The sequence below is a fragment of the Acinetobacter pittii ATCC 19004 = CIP 70.29 genome (genome assembly GCF_000369045.1).
Classification (GTDB): domain Bacteria; phylum Pseudomonadota; class Gammaproteobacteria; order Pseudomonadales; family Moraxellaceae; genus Acinetobacter; species Acinetobacter pittii.
Window position 1 is genome coordinate 166,179 of the sequence record NZ_KB849797.1, and the last position, 25,693, is coordinate 191,871.

Consider the following 25,693-nt stretch of genomic DNA (forward strand, 5'->3'; position numbering starts at 1 on the left):
AGCTAACAGCCCGCTCAAGAGATTTTCTGGTATGACAACGATTATCAAACAAGATGACTTGATTACATCGATCAAGGACGCCCTACAGTTTATTTCGTACTATCACCCGCAAGACTTTATCCAAGCGATGAGCCGTGCTTATGATCGCGAAGAAAACAAAGCCGCAAAGGATGCAATTGCACAGATTCTAATTAACTCTCGCATGTGTGCGGAAGGTCATCGTCCAATTTGCCAAGATACTGGTATTGTTAACGTTTTCCTTGAAGTGGGCTTAGATGTTAAATTTGATTTAACGATGAGCTTAGACGATGCAGTAAATGAAGGTGTTCGCCAAGGTTACCTTGAAAACAGCAACGTTCTTCGTGCATCTGTACTTGCTGACCCTGCATTTGGTCGTAAAAATACAAAAGATAATACCCCTGCTGTAATTCACTACAAACTCGTTCCGGGTAACAAAGTAGATATTACTGTTGCTGCTAAAGGTGGCGGTTCAGAAAACAAATCTAAACTTGCGATGCTTAACCCATCTGACTCGATTGTTGACTGGGTACTTAAAACCGTTCCAACTATGGGTGCAGGCTGGTGTCCTCCTGGTATGCTCGGTATTGGTATTGGTGGTACTGCTGAAAAAGCCATGATGCTTGCTAAAGAAGCACTCATGGAAGAAATCAATATGGATGAATTACTTCGCCGTGGACCAGAGAACAAAATCGAAGAGCTTCGTATAGAAATCTTTGAAAAAGTAAACGCACTTGGTATTGGTGCACAAGGTCTCGGTGGTTTAACGACTGTTCTTGATATTAAGATTAAAGATTACCCATGTCATGCTGCTGGTAAACCAGTAGGTATGATTCCTAACTGTGCTGCTACTCGTCATGCTCACTTCCAGCTTGATGGTACAGGTGTAGCTCATATTCAAGCACCAAAACTTGAAGACTACCCATCTGTAACTTGGGACTCTTCACAGTCTAAACGCGTAAACCTTGATACCATTACTCAAGAAGAAATGGACTCTTGGAAACCGGGTGACACATTACTTCTTAGCGGAACAATGTACACAGGTCGTGATGCTGCGCACAAACGTATGGTTGAAATGATCGACAATGGTGAAGAATTACCAGTTGATCTTAAAGGTAAGTTTATTTACTACGTTGGCCCTGTTGATCCAGTGGGTGATGAAGTCGTTGGTCCTGCTGGCCCTACAACTGCAACACGTATGGATAAATTCACACGTAAAGTATTAGAACATACTGGCCTATTCGGTATGATCGGTAAAGCTGACCGTGGTCCTACAGCAATTGAAGCAATCAAAGACAACAAAGCAACTTACTTAATGGCAGTTGGTGGTGCGGCTTACCTCGTATCTAAAGCTGTTCGCGAAGCTGAAGTTGTTGCGTTTGCAGACTTAGGTATGGAAGCCATCTACAAATTCGTAGTTGAAGATATGCCTGTTTCTGTTGCAGTTGATGTAAACGGTACTTCAATTCACGCAGTAGCTCCAAAAATCTGGCAAGCGAAAATTGGAAAAATTCCAGTAGTCGATGCAGCAGCTGGCTAATCAAGAAAAGCACCGAATTCGGTGCTTTTTTTATGCATTCTTTTTTTATTTTAAAATCTGAAAAGAATTGTAACAATTACTTCGTCAATCTGTGCTATTAATGAAAGCACCCTCTCGCCAAATATTGAATATAGGTCATTTCATGACTATTCGCCCTATTCTTAAAAATCTCTCAATCAGCCTCTGCCTAAGCTGTATTACCACAAGCTTATTTGCCTCTCCTGCCAAATTAAGTTCAGTTAAAGAACTCATGCAAATGAGCCAAATTGATTACCTGCTTAAAGAATCAATTAATGAATTAACACCTTATTATGATCAACAGGCAGAACAGATCGTTAGTAATATCACGGGTATCAAAACTTTAGGTCCAAAAGAAAAAGAGGCCGCGAAGAAATTAGGTTTACTCCTAAAAGATTCGAGCAATCAGCTCATTAGCAATCCAAAAACCGCCCAAGCCTTACAGGATATTTATCTTAAGACTTATACTGAAGAGGAAATTCAGGCTAATCTGAAATTTTTAAAAACCCCAGAAGGCCAATCAATTACGCGCAAAAACGTACAGATTATGGGGCAAATTTCAGAATATATGATGGAGTTGGGACAGCAAACATTTAATGACCCTAAAGCACGAGATCATATGCAAGAAGAGATGCTTAAAATTCTTGCACCGTTGATAAAAGATAAAGAAAAGTCTTAAACTTTTCTTTATCTTTTGCAGCTCATTACCAAGTTAAAGGATTCCATAATTTAAATGGCTTAATCAGATGTACATCTGATTTTTCATCATATTTAGCTGGCTTTAATTCTTGTGGTTTATGGCGGATCTTTCCTGAAGCATCTTCAGCAACAAAATTATAGCTAGAGGATTTAAGCTCGGTAAATGCTATCTCTCTACGTCCAATATTGTCTTGCATTAACATAAATGGACCAGTATGTTCACTTCGGTCCATTTTATTTTCTTCATCATATTTCAAATAATAAGACGTTCCCGCCTCAACAGTGATATCAATATATTTTGGTTCTTGAAAATGGATACCAAGTAAAGGGCGACTCGCAGAAAGACGATACGTTCCTGCTGGTAACTCAATCCAGTAATAATGATTATGTAATAGACTCGGAATGCGCTTACCATTCACAAAGAGATTAATTGCTGCAATTTCCTGACGATTCCATTTTGTGTCTGGTCGATATAGATAAACTACAGCTGCCTGTTCATTTTGTGGTTTGATTGGAGCAAAAGTCTGACCCAATTTTTGGTTGACCCACCCTCCCACAGTAAAACCGCCTAAATGATATTGATCTAATAAACCAGGTTCTTTTTCAACATCAACTTTAGGTAGAGTCGCGGTCAATTCACTCGGATTTTTTTCTAAATGAGATGAACTTTGACAGCCCACAAATAGTCCTGCACAGCACAAAGATACGATTAAATAACGCATGGCATCCCTCAAAGCGTTTTGTTTTTGATTTATTTTTTACACCGCAAAACTATGCGTATTTTGTATTTTTAAGATTAACACTACCCATATAAATTGAAAACAAAAAAAGCATGAATCACTAACGCGATTCATGCTTTTTAGATGAATGAAATCTATGCAGACTTCGAATCAATAACCTTTAAATCTGCTTTAGCAACACTTTCATGCGTTGCAGCTTCTTTAGGTTGGCGTTCAGCCTGATAAACAGGTTCTGCTTCACCATTAATGACTGCTTTATTAATAATGACTGTTCCAACATCTGTACGACTTGGTAAATCATACATAGTTTCAAGCAGTACGTTTTCCATAATAGAACGTAGACCACGCGCACCCGTATTACGTTCAAGCGCTTTTTTAGCAACAGCACGTAATGCAGAATCTTCAAAGATCAGATCAACATTTTCCATAGTGAAAAGATATTGATACTGGCGTGTTAATGCATTTTTTGGCTCAGTCAAAATTTGCATTAAAGCTTCTTCGTCTAGCTCTTCAAGTGTCGCAATCACTGGTAAACGACCAATGAATTCTGGAATTAAACCAAATTTCACTAAGTCAGTTGGCTCAACCTGACGGAACAATTCAGCAAGCTTTTTGGTTTCATCTTTGTTTTTAACGTCAGCTGTAAAACCAATACCGCCTTTCTCTTGACGCTGTTGTACAATTTTTTCCAAACCAGAAAATGCACCACCACAAATAAATAAGATATTTGAGGTGTCAATTTGGATAAACTCTTGCTGTGGATGCTTACGACCACCTTGAGGTGGAATCGAAGCAACTGTACCTTCAATCATTTTTAATAATGCTTGTTGTACACCTTCACCAGACACATCACGCGTAATTGATGGATTTTCAGATTTACGAGTAATCTTATCAATCTCATCAATATAGATAATGCCCTTCTGAGCCTTCTCTACATCGTAGTCTGCTTTTTGCAAAAGCTTTTGCACAATATTTTCAACATCCTCACCCACATAACCAGCTTCGGTTAATGTTGTTGCATCTGCCATCGCAAATGGAACATCTAAAAGGCGAGCTAATGTTTGCGCAAGTAAAGTTTTACCTGAGCCAGTAGGTCCAATCAGTAAGATATTACTTTTAGCAATTTCTACTTCTTTAGACACATGGCCATTATGACCAACTTTTAAGCGCTTATAATGGTTATAAACCGCAACAGATAATGTCTTTTTGGCAAGATCTTGACCAATAACATATTGATCAAGCGCAGCACGTATTTCATGTGGTTTTGGCAATGCCTTACTCGCCCAGTCACCTGCTTCAACCTGTTGGCTGGTTTGTACAAGGTCTAAGCAGACATCCACACATTCATTACAAATATATGCGTCCTCACCTGCAATCAGTTTCCCGACTTCAGACTGCGTTTTACCGCAAAATGAACAATGTTTTTGTCCTTGAGGATGTTCGGACATATTCACTCCACAAATAGAATCTTAAATATTAGGGCAAGATGCACTGCATAAATAACTAAATGGAGATCTTTTTCAACATCTCAAGTTATTTATATAATAAGGTCCTTATGGACGCTTACTTAACACCTGATCAACCAGACCATATTCTTTAGCAGCTTGGGCTGTCATAAAGTTATCGCGGTCAGTATCACGAGCAACGGTTTCATAGTCTTGACCACTGTGCTCTGCCATTAAGCGGTTCAAACGTTCTTTAATAAAGAGAATTTCACGCGCATGGATTTCAATATCCGATGCTTGACCACGGAAACCACCCAATGGTTGATGAATCATGACACGGGCATTTTCTAAACAATAGCGTTTGCCTTTGGCGCCCGCATTTAACAAGAATGCACCCATTGAAGCAGCTTGACCCATACAATATGTCACGACATCAGGCTTAATAAACTGCATTGTGTCATAAATGGCCATGCCCGCTGTCACAGATCCACCTGGAGAGTTGATATAAAGGTGGATATCTTTATCAGGATTTTCAGCTTCTAAAAACAACATTTGGGCAACAATCAGATTTGCCATGTTATCTTCAACTTCACCTGTCAAAAAAATGACGCGCTCACGTAAAAGTCGTGAATAAATATCAAAAGAACGTTCGCCGCGAGAAGATTGTTCAACCACAACAGGAACTAAAGCATTTTCAATTGTTGGAACATACATACGTTATTTATTCCTAAATTTTTTGTGACTTAACCTATGGCAACAATATGCGGGATAATTTCTCAAATTGCAAAAGGTTCGCACTGAAATATTATATTATTTATACCTAAGTACTTAATGCCGCACTCTAATTGACCACATAAAGAAAAACAAAAAAGGCGCCTCAGGCGCCTTTTTCTGACTTCTCAAAAGATTAGCCCATACGGCGAGCTTGCTGTTCTTTCAATAAGTCATCATAAGATACAGCTTTGTCAGTCACTTTAGCACCAGCTAAGATGTGATCAACAACTTGATCTTCTAATACAACTGCTTCGATTTGAGCACGTTGTTGAGCATCATTTTTGAAGTATTCGATCACTTCAGTTGGATCTTCGTAAGAAGAAGCCATGTCATCAATGTAAGCATCAACGCGAGCTTGGTCAACTTCAAGTTTAGCATCAGCTAAAACTTTGCTTACCAATACGCCAAGCTTAACAGAACGCTCTGCTTGTTCTTTGAACAATTCGTCAGGAAGCATGCTCTTGTCAAAAGATTGCGCGCCTGCACCACCAAATTGTTGAGTGAACTGTTGAACCATTTGTTGACGTTGACGGTCAATTTCTTGAGCAACCATTGCAGTTGGAACTTCAACTTCATTCGCAGCAACAAGAGCATCAAAAGCAGCTTGTTTAACTTGGTTACGTAAACCATTGCGAACTTCACGTTCCATATTCTTACGAACGTCAGCTTTTAACTTCTCAACGCCTTCTTCTTCAGTTACACCGAAGATTTTTAAGAATTCAGCATCAATTTCTGGAAGTTTAGATTTTTCAACTTGCTTCACAGTGATTTTGAACTGAGCTGCTTTACCAGCCAAGTTTTCAGCTTGGTAATCTTCAGGGAAAGTAACGTCAATTACTTTCTCTTCACCAGCTTTCATGCCAATGATGCCATCTTCGAAGCCAGGGATCATACGACCTGAACCTAACACAAGTTTAAAGTCTTCAGCAGAACCGCCTTCAAACTTCTCACCATCGATAGTGCCTTCAAAGTCAAAAGTCACTTGCATGTCTTTTTTCGCCATACCCTTGGTTACAGCCCAAGTTTGACGTTGTTTTTGCAAGTTTTCGATCATAGCGTCAACGTCAGCGTCTTTGATTTCAGCTGATTTACGTTCAACTTCTAAGCCGTCAAATGCTTTTACTTCAATTTCTGGATAAACTTCTACAGTTGCTTCAAAAACTAAAGCGTCTTCTTTATGTTCAACTTTCTCAATGTTCGGCATACCTACCGCATTGATTTTTTCTTGTTGAATTGCTTCAAAAACGCTATCACGAATGATGTCATTTACAACTTCTTGATAAATGCTTGCACCGTATTCGCGACGAACAACGTTTTCAGGTACTTTACCTGGACGGAAGCCGTTGATCTTCACAGTTTTGGCAGTGCGCTTCAAACGAGCTTCAAATTGCTCGTTAATACGGCTCGTCGGTACAGACACATTTAAACGACGGGCAACGCCCGAAACCGCTTCAGTCGTTACTTGCATGGCTTCCTCGATAAAAATTAGTTAGTAGGAACAGTTTTTAAAAAAGTGCTGTATTATATGACAACTTTCAAGATATACAAAATTAACCGATCACTTCATGTAAGTGAAGGACATTATTCTAGTAAATTTCACAGTAATTTTATGATTCTTTAAATATTTTTCATAAGTACTTAAGTAAAACTAATTTTTTAGTTATTCTTTATAAATCTAAATTTACAATCATTTTTCATAAATTTATCGCTTTTTAAAACAATTAAACACAATCAAATAATTAGCTATTTTTTAATACTAAAACCCATCCAACCTTTCACATTTCCTTCACAATTCTATCGACAAATCCAATTAACACAAACTGTACATATAAATAAGAATTATTATTATTCGCATAACCTTTATGATTTAAAGTCCTAAAATTATGTCTTTCATCAAAACCCGCAAGAAAATTGTATCGTCTGCAATTGCTTCTTCTCTCTCTGTGATAGCAACCGCTGCTATCGCACAAGAACAAGTTGAAGTATTAAAAACTATTAATGTGCATGCTGAAGCAAATCAAGCAGAATCATTGAAAATAGATCAGTCTGCGAACGCGAAATTTGTAGCTCCGCTAAAAGATACGCCAAAATCGGTGTCAATTCTTTCCCAAAAGCTACTTCAAGAAACGAATTCAAATACCCTACTCGAAGCTCTACGCAATGAACCAGGTATTACACTTGGTGCTGGTGAAGGCGGCGTTCCATATACAGATATTCCTTATATTCGTGGTTATAACGGCCAATCTTCTATTTATGTTGATGGTGTTCGTAATGCAACAGCTCAAACTCGTGACATGTTTGCGATTGAACAAGTTGAAGTCATCAAGGGCTCAAGCTCTGCTTTAACTGGGGGAAGCGGGATTGGTGGCAGCATTAACCTTATTCCAAAAATTGCCCATGAAGGTAATGTTTATCAAGGATCTGTTGCGGGTGGTACAGACAACTACCGTCATATTCAGCTTGATGCCAACAAAGACTTTGGCAATGGTGTTGCTGGCCGTGTTGTTGTTATGGGCCATGAAAATGACAAACCTGGTCAAAGTAATGGAGCCGAATACGCTCGTGTTGGTATTGCACCGAGCCTAGCGCTCGGCTTAGGTTCTGCAAACCGAGCTACATTAAGCTATTACTTCTTAAAAAGTAATGATGAACCTGATTCAGGTATTCCATTCAATAACCCAAACCTTGTTAATAATGATGGTACACCGAAATCAAATGTTCCTGCTGGTGCAGAAAAAGGAGATGGTAAGCCTGTCGCTGTTAAGCAAGGAGCATATTATGGTTGGAAAGCGCGTGATTTCGACAAACGCGAAAACCATATTGGCTCATTGAAGTTAGAACATGACTTTAATGATGATCTAACACTTAGTAACACAGCAAGCTATAGCCGCTCTAAAGCAGACTATATCTACACTAACCCAGATGACTCTAAGAGCAACATTTATAAAAATCAAGTTTGGCGCCGTGTTACACAATCTATTCGTGAAACAGAAGCGTTCACAGATCAACTATCTTTAGCCGGGAAACTTCAAACTGGTCAGCTTACACATAGTTTTAATGTAGGTGCTGAATATAGTCGTGAAGAGACTGAACGTGGCTCATATAACATCATCTACCCTGGTTATAAGGGAACAACGACAACTGGCTTTGATAATACGTGTAAAAATAATGATGGGTGGTGTACCAGTTTAACAAATCCATCTGGGAATGCCCCATGGTTAGGTTCATTAACAACGAATCCAAAACAAAGAACATCAACCAATGAAACAGTATCAATTTATGCTTTAGATAGCATTGAATTCAATAAATACTGGTTGCTCAATTTAGGTGCGCGTTGGGATAAATTCGATTCAGAGTTAAAGTTCAATAAGGACTACATAAGTGGTAACACTACTACGCCTGCTGGAACTGTGTATACCAATGACTCTGATTTCTTCTCGTATCAAGCTGGCGTAGTATTCCGTCCAACTGAACATGGCAGTATTTATGCAAGCTATGCTACCGCTGCTAACCCAGTAGGTATGGATGCTGATATTGATGGCCTGTCTGCATCGAATCAGGCTTTAGATCCAGAAAAAGCTCGTACTTACGAAGTGGGAACAAAATGGAGCCTTTGGGAAAATCGCGCGAATGTTACAGCCGCAATTTTCCGTACCGAAAAGCAAAATACGCGTATTGCAGTTGATGCAAACACCACAACTAATGCTGGTGAAAGTAAAGTTGATGGTTTTGAGCTTGGTTTAACTGGTCATATTACCGATAAATGGGAAATGGCTGTAGGTTATAGCTATCTTGATAGTGAAGTTGAAAAAGCTGCCTACAATGCTGTTGCTCAAGAAGGCAAACCTCTACCATTCGTTGCAAAAAATAGTGCAAGCTTATGGACCACTTATAAAGTTCTACCAAAACTAACCGTAGGTGCAGGTGCACAATACCGTGACCAAGTGTATGCAAACACAAATCCAAATACCGCATTGACTTCAACCAAAATCTTACCTGCATTCACTATTTACAATGCAATGGTTCAGTACAAAGTTGATGAAAATGTAGATCTACAATTAAATGTTAATAATATTTCTGACAAACGTTACTTTACTAGTGCCCATGCAGCTCATTATGCAAATGAGGGTGAAGGTCGTAACGCAGTGTTAGCAATTAACTTTAAATATTAATCCTAAATCCCATAATATTTTTATGGATTTCATTTAGTTTCCTATAAAATAGCCTCATCATGAGGCTATTTTTACAAATAGAATATATCTTAAAAGGTGTTTGCCGTGATTCATCATATCCCCAATGTTTTAAGCAAAGAGCAAGTTGCCGAGTTTCGTAAGCTCATGGAAGATGCCAATTGGGTAGGTGGGAAAGTGACTGCCGGCACCTTGTCTGCTTCTGTGAAAAGAAATCAGCAACTCTCAGAACAAGATCCCCTTACTCATCATTTAAGTGATCTTGTCATCAAAGCAATTTGGCAAAATCCAGTGTTTCAGGCCGCAGCCCTACCCCACAAAATTATTCCACCACTTTTTAATCGTTATGATGAACATGAAAGCTTTGGTTTCCATGTAGATAACTCGATTCGCCTTATCCGTGGAACTTCTGAACAGCTACGCACTGATTTATCTTGCACATTATTTTTAAGTGAACCAGATGAATATGAAGGTGGTGACCTAGTGATTGAAGACACTTATGGTTATCACGAAGTTAAATTACCGGCAGGTGATGTCGTGCTCTACCCGTCTACTAGCCTGCACGAAGTCAGTAGCATTACCACAGGTACTCGTTTTGCTTCTTTTTTCTGGGTACAAAGTTTGGTCCGTGACGATAGTAAACGTCATCTTTTATTTAATCTTGATGAGAGCATTCGAGAACTACGTAAATCACACGGCGATAACTATTCAGAAGTCATGAAGCTGACCAACATTTATCATAATTTAATCCGTATGTGGTCAGAACTGTAACTATATTTATTTTTGCCTTTTTAAGAGCAGATAATCTTTTTTACCTTAATAAGGCAAAAATATGAAAATTATTTCCCACAAAAAACAAAACAGCGCAAAATTAGAAAATTATTTTCTAAACAACTTAACTAAAATTATGATAAGAATTTTGCACAAGGTGTAATCATTGTTTAGATGTGATATATCTAAATAACAAGATTACCTGCAAACCACCAAACTTATTATTTCACGGTCTAGAGATGAAAACGAATTACTTGTTTGCCCCGCCTACTCAAGCAAGACATCATCTGCAACTCCTGATGCTGCGCCAAGCGCGCGTATAAAAATTTTGTCTGCTTTTTAAAGCAGCACTTTGAAATTCCCTTTAATTTTTCTGAATTAGATACCATATATTAAGTAGAGACGTTGCCTTTTAAATATATCCAGAGCAACCGCGCTACGAGACAAGGAGTTTTCTCATGATGTTGGCTGACCCTAGCAAAAAATACCGCCGTATGTACCAGCGTGTGGATTTACCAGATCGCCAATGGCCAAATAAAGAAATTACAAAAGCGCCAATCTGGATGAGTACGGATTTACGTGACGGTAACCAAGCAATTTTTGAACCAATGAATATGGAACAAAAATTCAAAATGTTCAAAATGCTTGTGAAAATTGGTTTTAAGCATATTGAAATTGGTTTCCCTTCTGCATCTCAAATTGACTTCGATTTTACTCGCATGTTGATCGAAGAAAATCATATTCCTGATGACGTATACATTGAAGTTTTGGTTCAAGCACGTGACCATTTAATTGAACGTACTTTTGAATCTTTGGCAGGCGCTAAACGAGCGATTGTACATATTTATAACTCGAACTCTCCAACCTTCCGTCAAAAGGTGTTGAATGTAGATGTTGATGGCGCAAAACAATTAGCAATTAATGCTGCTCAAAAAGTTAAAGAGTATGCGGCGCAATATCCTCAAACAGACTGGATTTTCCAATACAGCCCAGAATGTTTCTCTGCAACTGAATTAGAAGTCGCTAAAGATGTCTGTGATGCCGTCACAGAAATCTGGGATGCACGTCCAGATCATAAAGTGATTTTAAACTTGCCAGCGACTGTAGAAGTTTCTACACCAAATGTTTATGCAGACCAAATTGAATGGATGCATCGTAATTTGGCGCGTCGTGATGGCGTAATCATTTCTGTTCACTGCCACAATGACCGCGGCTGTGGTATTGCTGCATCAGAACTTGCCATTATGGCGGGTGCTGACCGTGTTGAAGGCTGTGTGTTCGGTAATGGTGAACGTACAGGTAACGTTGACGTTGCAGCAATTGCATTGAACATGTATACCCAAGGTGTAGCGCCAGAGTTAGATTTTTCTAATATTAATGAAGTGATTGCAACGGTTGAAGAATGTACTGGTTTACCTGTACACCCTCGTCATCCATATGCAGGTGATTTGGTATTTACTGCATTCTCTGGTTCACATCAGGATGCGATCAAAAAAGGCTTCGAATACCAGAAAAACGAAGAAATCTGGGATATGCCTTACTTGCCAATCGACCCGAAAGACTTGGGTCGCGACTATGATGCTGTAATTCGTGTAAATAGCCAGTCTGGTAAAGGCGGTATCGCTTACTTATTAGAATCAAACTACAACGTTGTATTACCACGTCGTTTGCAAATCGAATTCAGTCAGGTTGTTCAACAATATGCTGATGAGAACGGTACAGAAATTAATGCTAAAGAAATCTGGACCTTATTTAAAGATGCGTATGTTGATGTGAAGAATCATCATTACACAGTCAAACACTACAAGTTATCTGACATTAATGGCACTCAAATTATCGAACTTGATATTGATGTCGAAGGTGAAACACAACAACTTCGTGGTGAAGGTAATGGACCAATCTCTGCGTTCTTAAATGCACTTCAATTACCAATTGACGTATTGAACTATGAAGAACGTAGTATTAGTTCTGGTGCAAATGCCAAAGCATTAACCTTAATTGAACTTCAAGTAAAAGGTACAGGTAAAGGTTCATTTGGTGCCGGTGTTCATGACAATACAGTCACCTCATCCATTGAAGCAATTATTGCGTGTACCAACCGTTTGATTGATCAAGGTGTTTTAAGTACAGATCAGGTTGTTGCCGCCGCTGTTTAATTTAAAAAAAGACTTTGGAAAGGATACCTAGCTTGGTATCCTTTCTTTTTATTCCTGAAAGATTTAAAAGGCGAAATGTTCCCGTGTCTTTTCCAGCTGATTCAGTGGGGTTAGTCACTCCGCAAAAGTTCCAATTTGAAGAACCATTACACCTTGAATGTGATCGTGTTTTGCCACGTTTTGAACTAATGGTCGAAACTTACGGCACTTTAAATGCTGATAAATCAAATGCAATTTTAATCTGTCATGCTCTTTCCGGACATCATCATGCAGCGGGTTATCACCACGAAGATGATAAAAAAGCTGGATGGTGGGATAGTTGTATTGGCCCGGGTAAGGCAATTGATACGAATAAGTTTTTTGTAGTTTCGCTAAATAATATTGGTGGCTGTAATGGCTCAACTGGCCCGACCTCACCAAATCCTGAAAATGATAACCGTCCTTATGGACCTGATTTTCCATTAGTAACGGTACGCGACTGGGTTAAAACTCAGGCCATGCTTTCTGACCGTTTGGGTGTAGATGTCTGGTATGCAGTGGTCGGTGGATCATTAGGAGGCATGCAAGCACTACAATGGTCAGTAGACTACCCTGACCGCCTACAAAAATGTGTGATTATTGCCAGCGCACCAAAACTTTCAGCACAAAATATTGCATTTAACGAAGTGGCACGTCAGTCAATTCTGTCTGATCCAGACTTCCATCATGGTCGTTACTTAGAAAATGATAGCTATCCGAAACGCGGACTAATTTTGGCTCGCATGGTCGGTCATATCACCTATCTTTCAGAAGAAGCCATGAAACAAAAATTTGGCCGTGATTTAAAATCTGGCAAATTTATGTACGGTTTTGATGTCGAGTTTCAGGTCGAAAGCTATTTACGTTATCAAGGTGAACAGTTCAGCCGTAACTTTGATGCCAATACTTATCTCATCATGACTAAAGCTTTAGATTACTTTGACCCATCACGTGAGTACGGTCATTCTTTAACTGAAGCGATGGGTAAAACTAAATGCCAGTTCCTTATTGTCTCGTTCACAACTGACTGGCGTTTTGCACCAAGCCGCTCACAAGAAATTGTAGATGCACTTATTACCAATCATAAGCCAGTAAGCTATCTCGACATTGATGCTGAACAAGGCCATGACTCGTTCTTATTCCCGATTCCACTGTATGTCAAAACCATGCGCGCTTTCTTAGGCGGTGAAGAACACTTAAAATCGACATCACTGGAGGCAAGCTAATGCGTATTGATCAACAACTGGCAGAAAAGTGGATTAAACCCGGCTCAAGCGTACTCGACTTAGGGTGTGGTGACGGTGAATTACTCGCTCATATGAGCCAAAAGCATCAAATTCGTGCTTATGGTTTAGAAATTGATCAAGAAAAGATTGCAATTGCCGTCAGTCGCGGGTTAAATATTATTCAACAAGATTTGAATCTCGGCTTAAGCCGCTTTGCAGACCAGTCCTTTGACTATGTGGTTATGGCACAAGCTTTGCAAGCCGTAGATGCACCCGATGTTTTATTAAGGGACATGGTGCGTGTGGGTAAACAGGCAATTATTACTTTTCCAAACTTTGCGCATTGGAAGACTCGCTCTTTTCTTGCATTAAAAGGAATGATGCCTGTATCGGATGCTCTACCATATATGTGGTATAACACCCCCAACATTCATTTATGTACATTTAAAGATTTCGAAGCACTATGTGCTGAAAATCAGATACAAATTATTAATCGACTCGCCGTCAATGGAAATCAGCAGGGAAGCCTGTTAAGCAAACATGTTCCGAATTTGTTTGGTGAAGTCGCTATTTATCGAGTGAGTGCACTATGAAAAAGACATTATTTAGCACACTATTTGCAGGACTGCTAAGTATGCAGGCTCATGCAGATTATATCGCCCAGCCACAATCGGTTGCGAGTCAGGCTGCACGTTTTTCAACAATGGGGATTAACGATCTTCAGAAAGCAGCAAAGGCTGGTCAAGCAGGCGCGCAATTTTACCTTGGTACACACTATCAATATGGTAAAGACGTAGCAAAAGATGACAAACAGGCTTTCGCATGGTTTAAAGCAGCAGCTGATCAAGGTTTATCACCAGCACAATTAAACGTAGGCCGCATGTATGCCGATGGTATTGGTGTTAAAAAAGATGAGTCTATGGCTCGTAAATACTTTGAAAAAGCAGCAAGCAATGGTGATAACCGTGCAAGCTATAACCTTGCGATGATGGAAGAGCAAAAGAAAAACTACGTTGGTGCTTACCAATGGTATGAGCTTTCAACTCGTGATGGCATGCTCGACAATAAAGTGATTAGCCTATCTGAAGGTAAGAAAACTGCTCTAGCAGCGAACTTAACTCAAGAACAAATCCGTACAGCACGTGACCGTGCGGACAAATGGATTCAAGCACAATAATAACGGTTCATCCGTAAAAAACCTTACTCGACTAAAGCCACTTTGTATGCTCTACAAGGTGGCTTTAGTTTAGGTTATCCTATTTTATATTCTATTTGTTTTCCTCTATATCCCCTTCCAAAAAACACGTAACATAACTGCTGTTCGATATTAGCTATAAAGTTTGGTTTTATTATGTCTACCCCACATTGGTTTGATCAGGGCAGTTTAGTTCTTGCCAGCAATAACAAAGGTAAAGTCGCAGAGTTTGAAAAACTTTTTGAACAGCTTAAGTTACCAGTAGAAATTATTCCTCAAGGTCGCCTTAATATTCCTGATGCAATTGAAGATGGTTTAAGCTTTATTGAAAATGCCATTATTAAAGCTCGTCATGCCTCTAAAATTTCAGGTAAACCTGCTATGGCTGACGACTCTGGTATTTGTGTACCAGTCTTAGGCGGCGCACCTGGTATTTATTCAGCACGCTATGCTGGAGAACATGGTGACGATGCAGCAAATAATGCGAAATTATTAAATGACCTTTTACCCTATCGTAAAAATGGTGAAGTAATTGAAGGTATGTTTGTATGCGTACTTGCTTTAGTGACGCATGCTGAAGATCCTTTACCACAAATTTTCCAAGGCATCTGGCACGGTGAAATTTTAGAAGCTGCACGAGGCGAAAATGGCTTTGGTTATGACCCATTGTTCTGGTTGCCTGAGCTACAAGTGTCTAGCGCTGAATTGTCTAAAGAAGACAAGAATAAGATTAGTCATCGTGGGCAAGCGATGCAGTTATTTAAAGAGAGCTTACAGAAGTAAGCTGATCACATGGCCACAATATGCAGCGTTAGAATATATTAAACTTTGTATAGGCAGACCTTACTTTTCAAAGATGAAAAGTAAGCAAAAATCTTTTGTTAGACTGATGGTACGTTCATGTACCACAGTCTAACTGGCGGCATCCATGCCGCCTTCGCACAAGCAGGTGTAGGGGAAAAATTTTTAAATTAATTATAGTGGGAAATGCAAAAATACCGCATAAATCGCAATAAAAATACAACTCACAATCGTCCCTGAGGCAATGTAAGCCGCCGATCTTCCCGTCCCTTGATAATGTGTTTCTAGCGCTACAATATTGGCTGCTGGCGGCAGACAGAACATTAAAAACATCACTCCAATTTGCTGACTGATATTTGGAATGGGTAAAAATCTATAAGTTAAGCCACAAAGAATAAACCCGCACACTACTTTAAATGCTTGAGCTTTTGTACTGTAAATTAAGTCTTTTAAATGCACTCGGGTACGGCGTAGCCACATTCCCAGCACACACATACCAGCAAAAGTCATGACAAACTTGGCAACTTCATATACCCAATGTATAGCAGGATGCTCGATATGTTGAGCACCTAACGACCTAAGTAAAAGTGCACAGAATATTGAAATACACGGTGGAGAGGTTAAAACCTTTTTTAATATGTTGAGCTTACTTTGTGGTGCAGTGGTGACTGCCGTAACAGCCCATGCATTTCCAAAAAGAGACATACCAATATATAAAGCCACAATAGGGGCCGTAGCATCAGGACCAAATAAAGCCATGGCAAAGGGAAAGCCAAGCCACCCCATGTTGGTATAACTCACGCATAGCGCTAATAATCTATCTTTAAATAGAGCTAAATAGGCAAAGAAAATAAGAAATGCTGAACCGAAGCTAAACAGAATCAAACTCAAACTACCTGGCTGATAAAATACCATGTTGTAAATAATAACAATTGGAATCAGGAGTCGTGCAAGCCAAGCTGAAAGAATAGGTTTTATGGTTTCTGCAATGGAAGTCTGAGCAAGTAGAAGTCCTATGATAAATGCCAATACAGGCAGTAGTAGCGCCACGCTCTCTCCTCTTGCTCATTAAAACCAGCTTGCTATGCTACACCTTTTCAAAATGAAATGTACTCTCCATTTCAAGTAATTTAAGTGACTCTTTTCAAACTATGTATAAATAAAAAAAGAAGATATTCAGTTTATAAAATGAACTTTTTAGGTTTTGACAGTCATTCATTGTCTTAAAAATGACATATAAATGTCACATTCCTGTCATGGCAACCTGTTGATATAAAGCAAACTGAAAAGAGGTATAAGATCATGGCCGGTTTATCTATTTGGCATGTCGTTATTTTTGCAATTGTCGTTATTTTATTATTCGGTACGTCTAAATTAAAAAATATCGGTAAAGACGTAGGCGGTGCAGTAAAAGACTTTAAAAAATCAGTTCGTGAAGAAGATGAGACCACTGCTCTTAATACTCCACGAACAATTGATGCCCAAGTCAAAACACCTGACAGCACATCAGTAAAAAGCTAAAGGTTTTCGACCATGCTTGATGTAGGAATGACAGAGCTACTCTGTTTTGCAATTATTGCAATTTTAGTTTTAGGTCCGGATAAACTTCCAGAAGCTGCACGCTTTGCTGGTCGTTGGTATGTTCGCCTAAAACGTTATATTACCAATTTGCAAAATGAGATTGATCAAGAGTTGCGTCTTTCTGAGTTTCGAAAAGAGATGCAAGAAGAACTCAACCGCATTGAAGCACTAGAACGTAAAGTACAACAACAGCTTGAAGAAATTCAAAAGCAGAATATTTCTGAAAATATAGATAAGGCTGAGGCAACCAAATCAGTGCCCCAACCTATTCGGATATGTCTTCCTATATCAGGCCATTATAAAGTCCCATACATTAGAAAATTTATGCCTTTAGCATCATCAACTGATATTTCAGAGACATCACCTGTTAAATTGAAGATTGCCGTATGAACCAACTGCCTTCAACCACTGTAAATAATCAGGAAAATTTAGACCAAATGCCAATCATGAGCCATTTGGTCGTTTTACGACGTCATTTATTCAGGATTGTCGGAGTAACCTTATTTTTATTTTTTTGCTTATTACCATTTAGAAATAATACTTACCAATTACTATCTGAACCTTTGAGGCTGCAACTTCCGACCTCCTCGTCAATGATTGCAACAGATGTCACTGCAACATTCATGGCGCCTTTTAAACTCAATTTATTTGTCGCACTTGTGCTGGCAATGCCATTTATTCTGTATGAAATCTGGTCATTTGTTCGTCCAGCGCTGTATCAAAAAGAACGTCATTTAGCACTACCATTACTCATCGGTAGTATTGTCTTGTTTTATGCGGGTGTTGCTTTTGCATATTACATTACTCTTCCGGCAATTTTACATTTCTTTATTAGTGTATCGCCTGAAACTGTTGCACCGATGACGGATATTAATAGCTACCTAAGCTTCTGCTTAAAGTTATTTTTAGTATTTGGACTGACTTTTGAAATTCCAATCGCGACGCTCCTCCTTATTTTAATCGGTGTGGTAAATACAAAAAGCCTTGCTGAAAAGCGACGTTTTATCATTGTTGGATGCTTTTTTGTAGCGATGTTTATTACCCCACCAGATGCAATTTCAATGGTGATGTTAGCCATCCCAATGTGGTTGCTTTTCGAACTTGGCCTACTCTTTGGTAAAATTCTTGAGAAAAGAAAAAACCATTCTGCTGAATAAAATGATTTCTAAGAAAAAGCCTGAGCCTACAAGTTCAGGCTTTTTTATGTAGAGCACTTTTTAATCTACAAAGCAATAAACTGTCTTCAAAGTGACTTAAAAATGTAAGAAAAGTGTCATTTTCAGTCCATAGAATCAAATCAACAAATATACCCACAAAATTTACGGATTTCTTATGACAACTGCTTCTACTCAACCAACGCGTCGCGAAATTTTAAAATGGTTTTCGGGGATTCCTTTTCTACCATTAGGAGCGATGGCTACGGCAGCAACATTAGCAGGTTGTAATGATAGTGATGACAGCTCAGTAGTCACTCCAACACCACAACCAAGCAAATTTAAAAATGCAAAATTCACAGCAATGCCAGCGCCAACAACTGCAGCTGATCGTGCAACAACTGTAGTGAATTCTAAATTAAAAATTGATTGGGAAAATTCAACCAGTACTGAATACCAACTCGCTTATAAACCTTTCTTTAAAACTGGTGATAGCGTACCAAAACTTGGTGGTGGGACGATTATCGCGGGTGGTTATTTTGATGTTAACGGCAATCCAATTATGGATAAGTCAGTTGCTGGTAAAGAGCGTCAGTTCTTTTCAGACTGTCCAGATGGTTCATCTCTAATTCAATTAGAAGGTGCGAAAGTTGATGGTGTAGCAAATCCAGTGTTCCATGTTGTTCAATTTGAATACAACTCTAAAGACCAAGCAGGTGGTGATACTTACGGTCAATTACCTTCACCAATCGCAATTTTGACTTTAGATCAAGACCAAAAAACAGGTCACCTAGAACTTAAAAAATACTTCAATGTTGATACTGCACCAGTACACGGTTTATGGATTACTTGTGGTGCTAGCTTATCGCCTTGGAACACTCACTTATCAAGTGAAGAATACGAACCAGATGCATTCAATCAAGGCATTGGCGGTACAGATCCAAAATATCTTGGGAAATACTTCTTTGGTGACGAAACTAAAGCAAATCCATATAACTACGGTCATTTGCCAGAAGTAACAGTTAACCTTGATGGTACAGGTAGCATTAAAAAGCACTATTGTTTAGGGCGTATTTCTCACGAACTTATCCATGTTATGCCAGACAACCGTACAGCGCTTATGGGAGATGACTACACCAACGGTGGTTTCTTCATGTTCGTTGCTGATAAAGAAAAAGATTTATCGGCAGGGACACTATATGTTGCTAAATACATCAATACGCTAACTGAAACCTCAACTGCTAGCATTCAATGGATCAAACTTGGCCATGCGACTAGTAAAGAAATTGAGGATTTAGTTGCTGGTGGGATTAAGTCAACTGACATCATGGAAAGTTTAACAACCAATCCAAATGATGCCAGCTATACTGAAATCACTTTGGCAAAGAAACAGCTTTGGGTCAAACTTAAACCAGGTATGGAAAAAGCAGCAGCTTTCTTGGAAACACATCGTTATGCAGCACTAAAAGGTGCAAGTATGGCGTTCACCAAGATGGAAGGTACTAACGTAAATATTAAAGATAAAGTTGCTTACTCTGCTTTAGCTAATATTCAAGATTCAATGGTCATTGGCGGTAAAGGTTATGTTGCGGAACATAATGTAGGGTTCTCTAAAAAGATTACTGCTGGTGGCGTGCTTGCACACAAGTTAGGTAATAGCTTTACAGACAACGAAGGTAGCGCAATCAATAGCGAGTGGGTTCCTCTTTACTCATATATGCTACTCATGGGTGAAGATCTTGCTGCGAAAGATAGTTTAGGTAATACAGCGAATCCAGACAAAATTGCTAGCCCAGACAATCTGAAGTTCTCTGAAACTTTACGTACATTATTCATTGGTGAAGACTCAGGTAACCACGTGAACAACTTCTTGTGGGCATACAATGTAGATACCAAAGAGTTAACACGACTGCTTTCTACACCTGCAGGTGCAGAGTCAACAGGTTTACATGCTGTAGATTCAATCAACGGTTGGACTTACATCATGAGCAACTTCCAACATCCAGGCGACAGTAGTAGTGTACCTGAGGATGTTAAGGCATTAATTAACCAAAATTACAACAATGGTTATAGTGCTAACGTCGGCTATATTACAGCAGACCCAATTGCCCCTTCAGTCACAACTAAATAATTTTTCATAACCTCTTTAAATATTAAAGCTGGCTAAGGTCAGCTTTAATATTTTTACATTCAACTTTTACTTTTTATGAAAATTAAATGAAAAATTACAGAACTTTTCATTAACTTATCATCAAAACGTCAACACCTCGTCACATTCACAAACTAAGCTCATGAAGAATTTTAGAACAATCTCTTTATTTACTTAGGAATTCCCCATGACAGAGCTGTCGCCATATCATGAAGACCAAGAACTGGACAATAATACTTCTGACAACATCCACTTTCGTGACATTTTAGAACAACACATCAGTCGCCGTAGTTTAATTACTAAAGCAGCAAGTGGTGCTGTAGCATTAACTTTAGCCTCTACATTAACAGGCTGTAATGATAGCGATGATGATTCAGGTTCTAACAACGGTGGAACCACACCTGTAGATCCAAATAAAAAACCAGAAAAATTAACTTTTACCGCAGTTGCGAAAAACCATAATGATCTTGTGACTGTACCTGAAGGTTATGAAGCGAATGTCATTTTTGCTTTGGGTGATTCAATCAACCCTGCTTTTGGCGACTGGGACGACAATAATATTCCATCTGGTCCAAGCTTCCAGTTTCGCTCTGGCGACTGCCATGATGGTATGCATTATTTTGGCTTAAATACTTCAACAAACCGCTTTGACGAAAGTGTTTCAGCTGAAGGTTTGTTAGTCATGAATCACGAATATATCAACCAGACCTTCCTTCACCCAAAAGGTCCAACAAGAGTTGATGGACGTCGTCCTGAAGATGAAGTCATTCGTGAAACCAATGCGCATGGCGTTTCTATTGTTCACATTAAAAAAGACCCAACAACTCAACAAGTAACAATTGATAAAAGTTCTGCTTTTAACCGTCGTATTACAGCATCAACAGAGATGGATTTTGAAGGTGCAGCAGTTGGTTCTGGCTTGCTCGCAACTCGCTTCTCCCCTAATGCACGTAAAACTCGCGGTACCCATAATAACTGCGGTAATGGTTATACACCTTGGGGCACATACTTAACCACGGAAGAAAACTTTATTGGTTATTTCCAACGTTCAGGTAGCGATGAATATGCACGTACAGATGCAGAAAAAATTGCATTAAAGCGTTATGGGTTAGGTGTTAAAAAAGATGAGCTCTATCGTTATGAGAAAGATGAGAAAGGTGCCCCTAAAAAAGATACCGAGGGCAAAATCATTTATGAAAAAGATAAAAATGGTGAGTTAATCCCTAACGTTGATGAACAAGGACGACAAATTTATTTAGGTGCAAGTTCTCGTTACGGCTGGGAAACAGCAATTGGTCAAGTAGAGTCACAAGACTTATATGACCGCTGGAATGCCGACGTAAAAGCTGCACAAGCTACCCAAGACTACCGCAACGGTCCAAATACATTCGGATGGATGGTCGAGATTGATCCATTTGATAGACGTCAAAACCCAGTTAAACGTACTTCACTTGGTCGTTTTGCACATGAAGACAGTGCTTGCCGTGCCGTTGTAGGTCAACCATTAGCATTTTATATGGGCGATGATTCTCGCGGTGAGTACATCTATAAATTCGTCTCTACCGCAGTGTGGGATGCTAAAGATATAAATGGCGGTTATGCAGTTGGCGACAAATACATGAACGCAGGTAAATTGTATGTTGCCAAGTTTAATAACGATGGTTCAGGTCAATGGATTGAACTTGCTTATGGCAAAAATGGCTTAAATGAAAGCAACACGACCTACCCATTTAAATCTCAAGCTGACGTTGTCACATTTGCACGTTTAGCTGCCGATGCAGTCGGTGCTACAAAAATGGACCGCCCAGAATGGTGTACGGTCAACCCAGTGAACGGCGAAGTTTATGTCACACTCACCAACAACTCAAATCGTGGCAAAGATTACGCGACCGATGCTGCAAACCCACGTAACTACACAGACCTCTACAACGGCACTAAAGAGCAAAAGGGTAACGTTAACGGTCATATTATCCGTTTTAAAGAAACGGATGACAAAACGACTGCTGAAACCTTCAAGTGGGATATTTATCTATTCGGTGCGGAAGCATCTATGGCTTCAAACATCAACTTATCGGGTCTGACAGACAATAATGATTTGTCATCTCCAGATGGTATGTGGTTTGACCCACGTGGCGTACTTTGGATTCAAACAGATGATGGCGCATACACTGATGTTACTAACTGTATGATGCTTGCTGCGCTACCAGGCCAGATTGGAGATGGTGCTCCTGCAACTACCTCAAATGGTCAGCAAACTTTAGTCGGTGCTAAAGTTACAGACTCAACTTTGCGCCGTTTCTTGGTGGGACCTAAGCAATGTGAGATTACAGGTATTGCGATGACACCTGACTACAAAGCAATTTTCATTAATGTTCAACACCCTGGCGAAGATTCTGCAAGTTACTCGACACCAGAAAGTAACTGGCCAGCAACCCAGAAAGATCCAAGCAACAAAACTGCGCGTCCACGCTCAGCAACTGTTGTGATTACCCGTAAAGATGGCGGTGTGATCGTGGGTTAATTCTTAGATGATTAAAAATGCCGGTCAATTGATCGGCATTTTTATTATCATCGATTTAAGAGAACCTGTTGCTGAACAATTTGCCCACTATGCTCGCCTTGTTGGGTCTTTTCTAACCAAAGCCATTCGTTATTGGTCATTCTTAAAAAATTTGAACAACGTGTGCCATACACAGGGCTTTGAATAAAAGTCGATGATAATAACTCTTCCATTTCTGGCTGAATGCCCGTATTGGGTAATAATGCCGTTGTGACCTTACGTTCATCTTCAAGAATATCCCATGCAGCATGTTGCAAAGTTAACTCTTCCGTCTGGTGCTGAAGCATAGGCAAAAACTCTTGCGTAAAACGTGTTCTTAAATGTCTGGTTTTTTCCCAATGTTCAGACATCAAACCATTTGAAACCACATAAACACCATTTGCTAATACTTGCGGGGCTTCACCACGGTTACTCATATAAACCGCTTGATCAGCATTTCCCATAAACAGGTTAAAGCCAGCGAAGTTCTGTTGCTGCTGTTCTAATTGTTGAGCAAATCGAATCGGCAATAAATCTGACTCTAAAAAAGCCTGAACTAAATGCCCCCGAGAGGTTTCATATGATTTCTGATCTCGTCCATCCCTAAAATTGGTCAAGACAGCCCATCGGCCTTGAGGTGTAACGCCCATCCAAGTCCCACCCGACTGTAAATCTTGCCCAGCAATAATCGGTGTATGTTGCCACTGATGTAATAAAGCTGTTGGTCGATGGTAGAACTCATCCCGATTTGACATAAGACATAAGGGCATATCATCCAGAACATGCCATGCTAAAGCCACAATACACATCTTTTCTTATTCCCTATCTTTACACATTGAATGTACAACATTTTTCACATCATTCCGCTACAATCTGTCAAAACGTAAGATCAAGGAGCAGCAATGCTGACCTATCCTAATATCGATCCGGTCGCAATACATGTAGGACCTCTTCAAGTCCATTGGTATGGACTCATGTATTTATTGGCATTTTTATGTGCTTGGGGGCTAGCTTCCTACCGTGCCAAACAGCGTGATGGCTGGACATCAGAAATGGTTTCCGATCTGGTGTTTTACGGTGCTTTAGGTGTCGTTCTGGGCGGTCGTGTCGGCTACGTCCTTTTCTATGAGTTTGATAAATTCCTTGAAAATCCGATTTGGCTATTCCAAGTCTGGACAGGTGGTATGAGTTTCCACGGCGGCTTTTTAGGCGTCATGATTGCGATGTTATTTTGGTGTAAAAAATATCAAAAAACATGGTTCCAAACTCTCGACTTTATCGCCCCATGTGTACCGACTGGCTTAATGTTTGGGCGCTTTGGTAACTTCATTGGTGGAGAGTTATATGGTCGTGCAGTAACTGACCCAAATTATCCATTCGGTATGATCTTCCCGACCGATCCATTACAACTGGTACGCCATCCATCACAAATTTATCAAGCAATTTGTGAAGGCTTAATCCTATTTATTGTCTTGTGGTGGTTTAGTTCAAAACCACGTCCACGCATGGCAGTTTCTGCCCTATTTTTAATGGGCTATGGTGTTGCACGCTTCGTAATGGAATTCTTCCGTCAACCAGATGCCGACCAAGGTTTTATTTTGTTTGGCTGGATGACTAAAGGTCAGATCCTCACCGTTCCAATGCTATTAATTGGCCTTTGGATGATGTGGTATGCCTACCAAAAGAAAATCTATGACTGGGGGCCCACAAAAGAACAGTTAATATGATAAATCAGAGGAGTTTCGGCTCCTCTTTTCTTTTTTATGCTACAGTTTTTACTCTCCTAAAAATGAAGATATGACATGCTGGAATTCTGGTTTAACACTCAAGTCCCGACATTTAAAAAATTAGTAATTTTAATTATTACACTGTTGATTTGTATTGGATTATATCAATACCAACCACTGCCTTTAGATACCATTCTAATGTTTACAGGAACTGGGATTATTTTTTTAATCTGTCGCTATTTTAAATTGCATTTTGCTCAAAAAAATCCGACAGGTTTGCTATACCGCCTGCTGACTTGGATCCCTATCGCTCTCTTATTTGCACTTATTTTTGTTAAAACAATGCCGAACTTGCTGATCTGGGGCGTTCAAGGAATCGCTTTTATGGCGCTTGCAGCTTTTATTTTTTCACCTCAATCACTTTTTAATAAATAGGCTCAATATATGCTGGCTTATTGGTACAACGCACCACGTCACATCAAACTTATCTTCATTATCGTTGTTTGTGTTGCAGTTTATGCTGCTAATCAAGTTCAGCCCTTACCTCCTATTTATACAATACTCAGCTTTATTTTCGGATTTGGTTTACATATTGAGCATTACTTGAATACCAAACTTTCAAACAACACATCAGGCAAATCGAGCTTGGGAGTTTTAATCAAAATCTATCCTATTTTGATCATTATTATTTTGATGTATTTGCTCCCTTTTCAGCATAAATGGATTCATCTCATACAAGCTTTAGGCTTTGTACTGGTTGGCTTTTTTCTTGTTTCGATTTATCAAAATCGTGCTAAAAGATTTAACTAAACACATTCAGCAAAAATATCTTAGAACTAATTTTAGATTTTCATCTTGAGCTACAACAGGTATCATCTTCAGTGGTTCATGATGAAGCAGCTCTATTGAGTAATTATTTATCTTCTGAGCTATCTCCCCCTTTCTATATTAT

At 39.4% G+C, this 25,693-nt stretch carries 22 protein-coding genes and 1 pseudogene; 17 read left to right on the top strand and 6 right to left on the bottom strand.

The features are described 5' to 3' along the window. Window positions 1–31 precede the first annotated feature (31 nt). On the top strand, window positions 32–1,558 hold the full coding sequence (gene fumA / locus F928_RS19420; protein ID WP_002115045.1) for a fumarate hydratase: 1,527 nt from the start codon (window positions 32–34) through the stop codon (window positions 1,556–1,558). A gap of 142 nt (window positions 1,559–1,700) precedes the next feature. Next, window positions 1,701–2,255 (top strand): DUF2059 domain-containing protein, encoded by a 555-nt coding sequence (locus F928_RS19425; RefSeq protein WP_005079151.1) that lies wholly within the window; start codon window positions 1,701–1,703, stop codon window positions 2,253–2,255. Window positions 2,256–2,280: 25 nt separating this feature from the next. On the opposite strand, the gene F928_RS19430 is transcribed toward F928_RS19425, so the two are convergent. The 4 genes from F928_RS19430 to tig all read right to left on the bottom strand — a co-directional run bounded on the left by F928_RS19430 (window position 2,281) and on the right by tig (window position 6,702). Next, window positions 2,281–2,997 carry a DUF2846 domain-containing protein gene (locus F928_RS19430; protein ID WP_002115030.1) on the bottom strand — a complete coding sequence of 239 codons (717 nt, stop codon included), beginning with the start codon at window positions 2,995–2,997 and terminating at the stop codon, window positions 2,281–2,283. Window positions 2,998–3,149: 152 nt separating this feature from the next. Further along, window positions 3,150–4,463, bottom strand: coding sequence for an ATP-dependent Clp protease ATP-binding subunit ClpX (gene clpX / locus F928_RS19435; RefSeq protein WP_005079153.1), 1,314 nt, complete (start codon window positions 4,461–4,463; stop codon window positions 3,150–3,152). Window positions 4,464–4,568: 105 nt separating this feature from the next. Next, window positions 4,569–5,174, bottom strand: a complete 606-nt coding sequence (gene clpP / locus F928_RS19440; protein ID WP_002114870.1) for an ATP-dependent Clp endopeptidase proteolytic subunit ClpP — start codon at window positions 5,172–5,174, stop codon at window positions 4,569–4,571. A 193-nt stretch (window positions 5,175–5,367) separates the two neighbouring features. Continuing rightward, window positions 5,368–6,702 carry a trigger factor gene (gene tig, locus F928_RS19445; protein ID WP_005079155.1) on the bottom strand — a complete coding sequence of 445 codons (1,335 nt, stop codon included), beginning with the start codon at window positions 6,700–6,702 and terminating at the stop codon, window positions 5,368–5,370. Window positions 6,703–7,117: 415 nt separating this feature from the next. Between tig and F928_RS19450 the strand changes: the two genes are divergently transcribed. From F928_RS19450 to rdgB, 7 genes are all read left to right on the top strand, one after another. Next, on the top strand, window positions 7,118–9,406 hold the full coding sequence (locus tag F928_RS19450) for a TonB-dependent receptor (protein ID WP_002115056.1): 2,289 nt from the start codon (window positions 7,118–7,120) through the stop codon (window positions 9,404–9,406). A 105-nt stretch (window positions 9,407–9,511) separates the two neighbouring features. Continuing rightward, window positions 9,512–10,195, top strand: coding sequence for a Fe2+-dependent dioxygenase (locus tag F928_RS19455; protein ID WP_002114934.1), 684 nt, complete (start codon window positions 9,512–9,514; stop codon window positions 10,193–10,195). Between the two features lie 458 nt (window positions 10,196–10,653). Then, window positions 10,654–12,351 carry a 2-isopropylmalate synthase gene (gene leuA, locus F928_RS19460; RefSeq protein ID WP_002114718.1) on the top strand — a complete coding sequence of 566 codons (1,698 nt, stop codon included), beginning with the start codon at window positions 10,654–10,656 and terminating at the stop codon, window positions 12,349–12,351. Between the two features lie 83 nt (window positions 12,352–12,434). Further along, entirely contained in the window at window positions 12,435–13,595 is a 1,161-nt protein-coding gene (gene metX / locus F928_RS19465; protein WP_002114709.1) for a homoserine O-succinyltransferase MetX, read from the top strand. Continuing rightward, window positions 13,595–14,188, top strand: a complete 594-nt coding sequence (gene metW / locus F928_RS19470) for a methionine biosynthesis protein MetW (protein ID WP_001217230.1) — start codon at window positions 13,595–13,597, stop codon at window positions 14,186–14,188. The genes metX and metW overlap by 1 nt, the downstream gene beginning before the upstream one ends. Further along, window positions 14,185–14,772 carry a tetratricopeptide repeat protein gene (locus F928_RS19475; RefSeq protein ID WP_005804213.1) on the top strand — a complete coding sequence of 196 codons (588 nt, stop codon included), beginning with the start codon at window positions 14,185–14,187 and terminating at the stop codon, window positions 14,770–14,772. The genes metW and F928_RS19475 overlap by 4 nt, the downstream gene beginning before the upstream one ends. A gap of 174 nt (window positions 14,773–14,946) precedes the next feature. Further along, on the top strand, window positions 14,947–15,573 hold the full coding sequence (gene rdgB / locus F928_RS19480) for an RdgB/HAM1 family non-canonical purine NTP pyrophosphatase (protein ID WP_002114893.1): 627 nt from the start codon (window positions 14,947–14,949) through the stop codon (window positions 15,571–15,573). A gap of 192 nt (window positions 15,574–15,765) precedes the next feature. On the opposite strand, the gene F928_RS19485 is transcribed toward rdgB, so the two are convergent. Next, window positions 15,766–16,641, bottom strand: coding sequence for an AEC family transporter (locus F928_RS19485; protein ID WP_002114690.1), 876 nt, complete (start codon window positions 16,639–16,641; stop codon window positions 15,766–15,768). A 252-nt stretch (window positions 16,642–16,893) separates the two neighbouring features. Here F928_RS19485 and tatA point away from each other — a divergent pair, with 252 nt between their 5' ends. From tatA to F928_RS19510, 5 genes are all read left to right on the top strand, one after another. Next, complete coding sequence (tatA, locus tag F928_RS19490) at window positions 16,894–17,112, top strand: Sec-independent protein translocase subunit TatA (protein ID WP_002114991.1); 219 nt, start codon at window positions 16,894–16,896, stop codon at window positions 17,110–17,112. 12 nt (window positions 17,113–17,124) lie between these two features. After that, entirely contained in the window at window positions 17,125–17,562 is a 438-nt protein-coding gene (gene tatB / locus F928_RS19495; RefSeq protein WP_002114889.1) for a Sec-independent protein translocase protein TatB, read from the top strand. Further along, window positions 17,559–18,329 (top strand): twin-arginine translocase subunit TatC, encoded by a 771-nt coding sequence (gene tatC / locus F928_RS19500; protein ID WP_002114673.1) that lies wholly within the window; start codon window positions 17,559–17,561, stop codon window positions 18,327–18,329. Before tatB ends, tatC begins: the two co-directional genes overlap by 4 nt. A gap of 175 nt (window positions 18,330–18,504) precedes the next feature. Further along, window positions 18,505–20,457 (top strand): PhoX family protein, encoded by a 1,953-nt coding sequence (locus tag F928_RS19505; RefSeq protein WP_002114895.1) that lies wholly within the window; start codon window positions 18,505–18,507, stop codon window positions 20,455–20,457. Window positions 20,458–20,662: 205 nt separating this feature from the next. Beyond that, window positions 20,663–22,996 (top strand): PhoX family protein, encoded by a 2,334-nt coding sequence (locus F928_RS19510; protein WP_002115117.1) that lies wholly within the window; start codon window positions 20,663–20,665, stop codon window positions 22,994–22,996. 47 nt (window positions 22,997–23,043) lie between these two features. Here the strand turns inward: F928_RS19510 and F928_RS19515 are convergent, their stop codons facing one another. Then, the gene (locus F928_RS19515) at window positions 23,044–23,823 is read right to left on the bottom strand and encodes an NRDE family protein (protein ID WP_002114777.1); all 780 of its coding nucleotides are present in this window, start codon (window positions 23,821–23,823) and stop codon (window positions 23,044–23,046) included. A 93-nt stretch (window positions 23,824–23,916) separates the two neighbouring features. Between F928_RS19515 and lgt the strand changes: the two genes are divergently transcribed. The 3 genes and pseudogenes from lgt to F928_RS19530 all read left to right on the top strand — a co-directional run. After that, window positions 23,917–24,741, top strand: coding sequence for a prolipoprotein diacylglyceryl transferase (lgt, locus tag F928_RS19520; protein ID WP_005079161.1), 825 nt, complete (start codon window positions 23,917–23,919; stop codon window positions 24,739–24,741). Window positions 24,742–24,816: 75 nt separating this feature from the next. Beyond that, on the top strand, window positions 24,817–25,176 hold the full coding sequence (locus F928_RS19525) for a hypothetical protein (RefSeq protein WP_005079162.1): 360 nt from the start codon (window positions 24,817–24,819) through the stop codon (window positions 25,174–25,176). A 9-nt stretch (window positions 25,177–25,185) separates the two neighbouring features. Next, window positions 25,186–25,573, top strand: a pseudogene (locus tag F928_RS19530) (hypothetical protein); the annotation flags it as partial. Window positions 25,574–25,693: the final 120 nt, after the last annotated feature.

What these genes read in the sequence shown, in the direction of transcription:
- fumA (WP_002115045.1), top strand. Translation starts at nt 32, where the DNA reads ATGACAACGATTATCAAACAAGATGACTTGATTACATCGATCAAGGAC.
- F928_RS19425 (WP_005079151.1), top strand. Translation starts at nt 1,701, where the DNA reads ATGACTATTCGCCCTATTCTTAAAAATCTCTCAATCAGCCTCTGCCTA.
- F928_RS19430 (WP_002115030.1), bottom strand. Translation starts at nt 2,997, where the DNA reads ATGCGTTATTTAATCGTATCTTTGTGCTGTGCAGGACTATTTGTGGGC.
- clpX (WP_005079153.1), bottom strand. Translation starts at nt 4,463, where the DNA reads ATGTCCGAACATCCTCAAGGACAAAAACATTGTTCATTTTGCGGTAAA.
- clpP (WP_002114870.1), bottom strand. Translation starts at nt 5,174, where the DNA reads ATGTATGTTCCAACAATTGAAAATGCTTTAGTTCCTGTTGTGGTTGAA.
- tig (WP_005079155.1), bottom strand. Translation starts at nt 6,702, where the DNA reads ATGCAAGTAACGACTGAAGCGGTTTCGGGCGTTGCCCGTCGTTTAAAT.
- F928_RS19450 (WP_002115056.1), top strand. Translation starts at nt 7,118, where the DNA reads ATGTCTTTCATCAAAACCCGCAAGAAAATTGTATCGTCTGCAATTGCT.
- leuA (WP_002114718.1), top strand. Translation starts at nt 10,654, where the DNA reads ATGATGTTGGCTGACCCTAGCAAAAAATACCGCCGTATGTACCAGCGT.
- metW (WP_001217230.1), top strand. Translation starts at nt 13,595, where the DNA reads ATGCGTATTGATCAACAACTGGCAGAAAAGTGGATTAAACCCGGCTCA.
- F928_RS19475 (WP_005804213.1), top strand. Translation starts at nt 14,185, where the DNA reads ATGAAAAAGACATTATTTAGCACACTATTTGCAGGACTGCTAAGTATG.
- rdgB (WP_002114893.1), top strand. Translation starts at nt 14,947, where the DNA reads ATGTCTACCCCACATTGGTTTGATCAGGGCAGTTTAGTTCTTGCCAGC.
- tatA (WP_002114991.1), top strand. Translation starts at nt 16,894, where the DNA reads ATGGCCGGTTTATCTATTTGGCATGTCGTTATTTTTGCAATTGTCGTT.
- tatB (WP_002114889.1), top strand. Translation starts at nt 17,125, where the DNA reads ATGCTTGATGTAGGAATGACAGAGCTACTCTGTTTTGCAATTATTGCA.
- tatC (WP_002114673.1), top strand. Translation starts at nt 17,559, where the DNA reads ATGAACCAACTGCCTTCAACCACTGTAAATAATCAGGAAAATTTAGAC.
- F928_RS19505 (WP_002114895.1), top strand. Translation starts at nt 18,505, where the DNA reads ATGACAACTGCTTCTACTCAACCAACGCGTCGCGAAATTTTAAAATGG.
- F928_RS19510 (WP_002115117.1), top strand. Translation starts at nt 20,663, where the DNA reads ATGACAGAGCTGTCGCCATATCATGAAGACCAAGAACTGGACAATAAT.
- F928_RS19515 (WP_002114777.1), bottom strand. Translation starts at nt 23,823, where the DNA reads ATGTGTATTGTGGCTTTAGCATGGCATGTTCTGGATGATATGCCCTTA.
- lgt (WP_005079161.1), top strand. Translation starts at nt 23,917, where the DNA reads ATGCTGACCTATCCTAATATCGATCCGGTCGCAATACATGTAGGACCT.
- F928_RS19525 (WP_005079162.1), top strand. Translation starts at nt 24,817, where the DNA reads ATGCTGGAATTCTGGTTTAACACTCAAGTCCCGACATTTAAAAAATTA.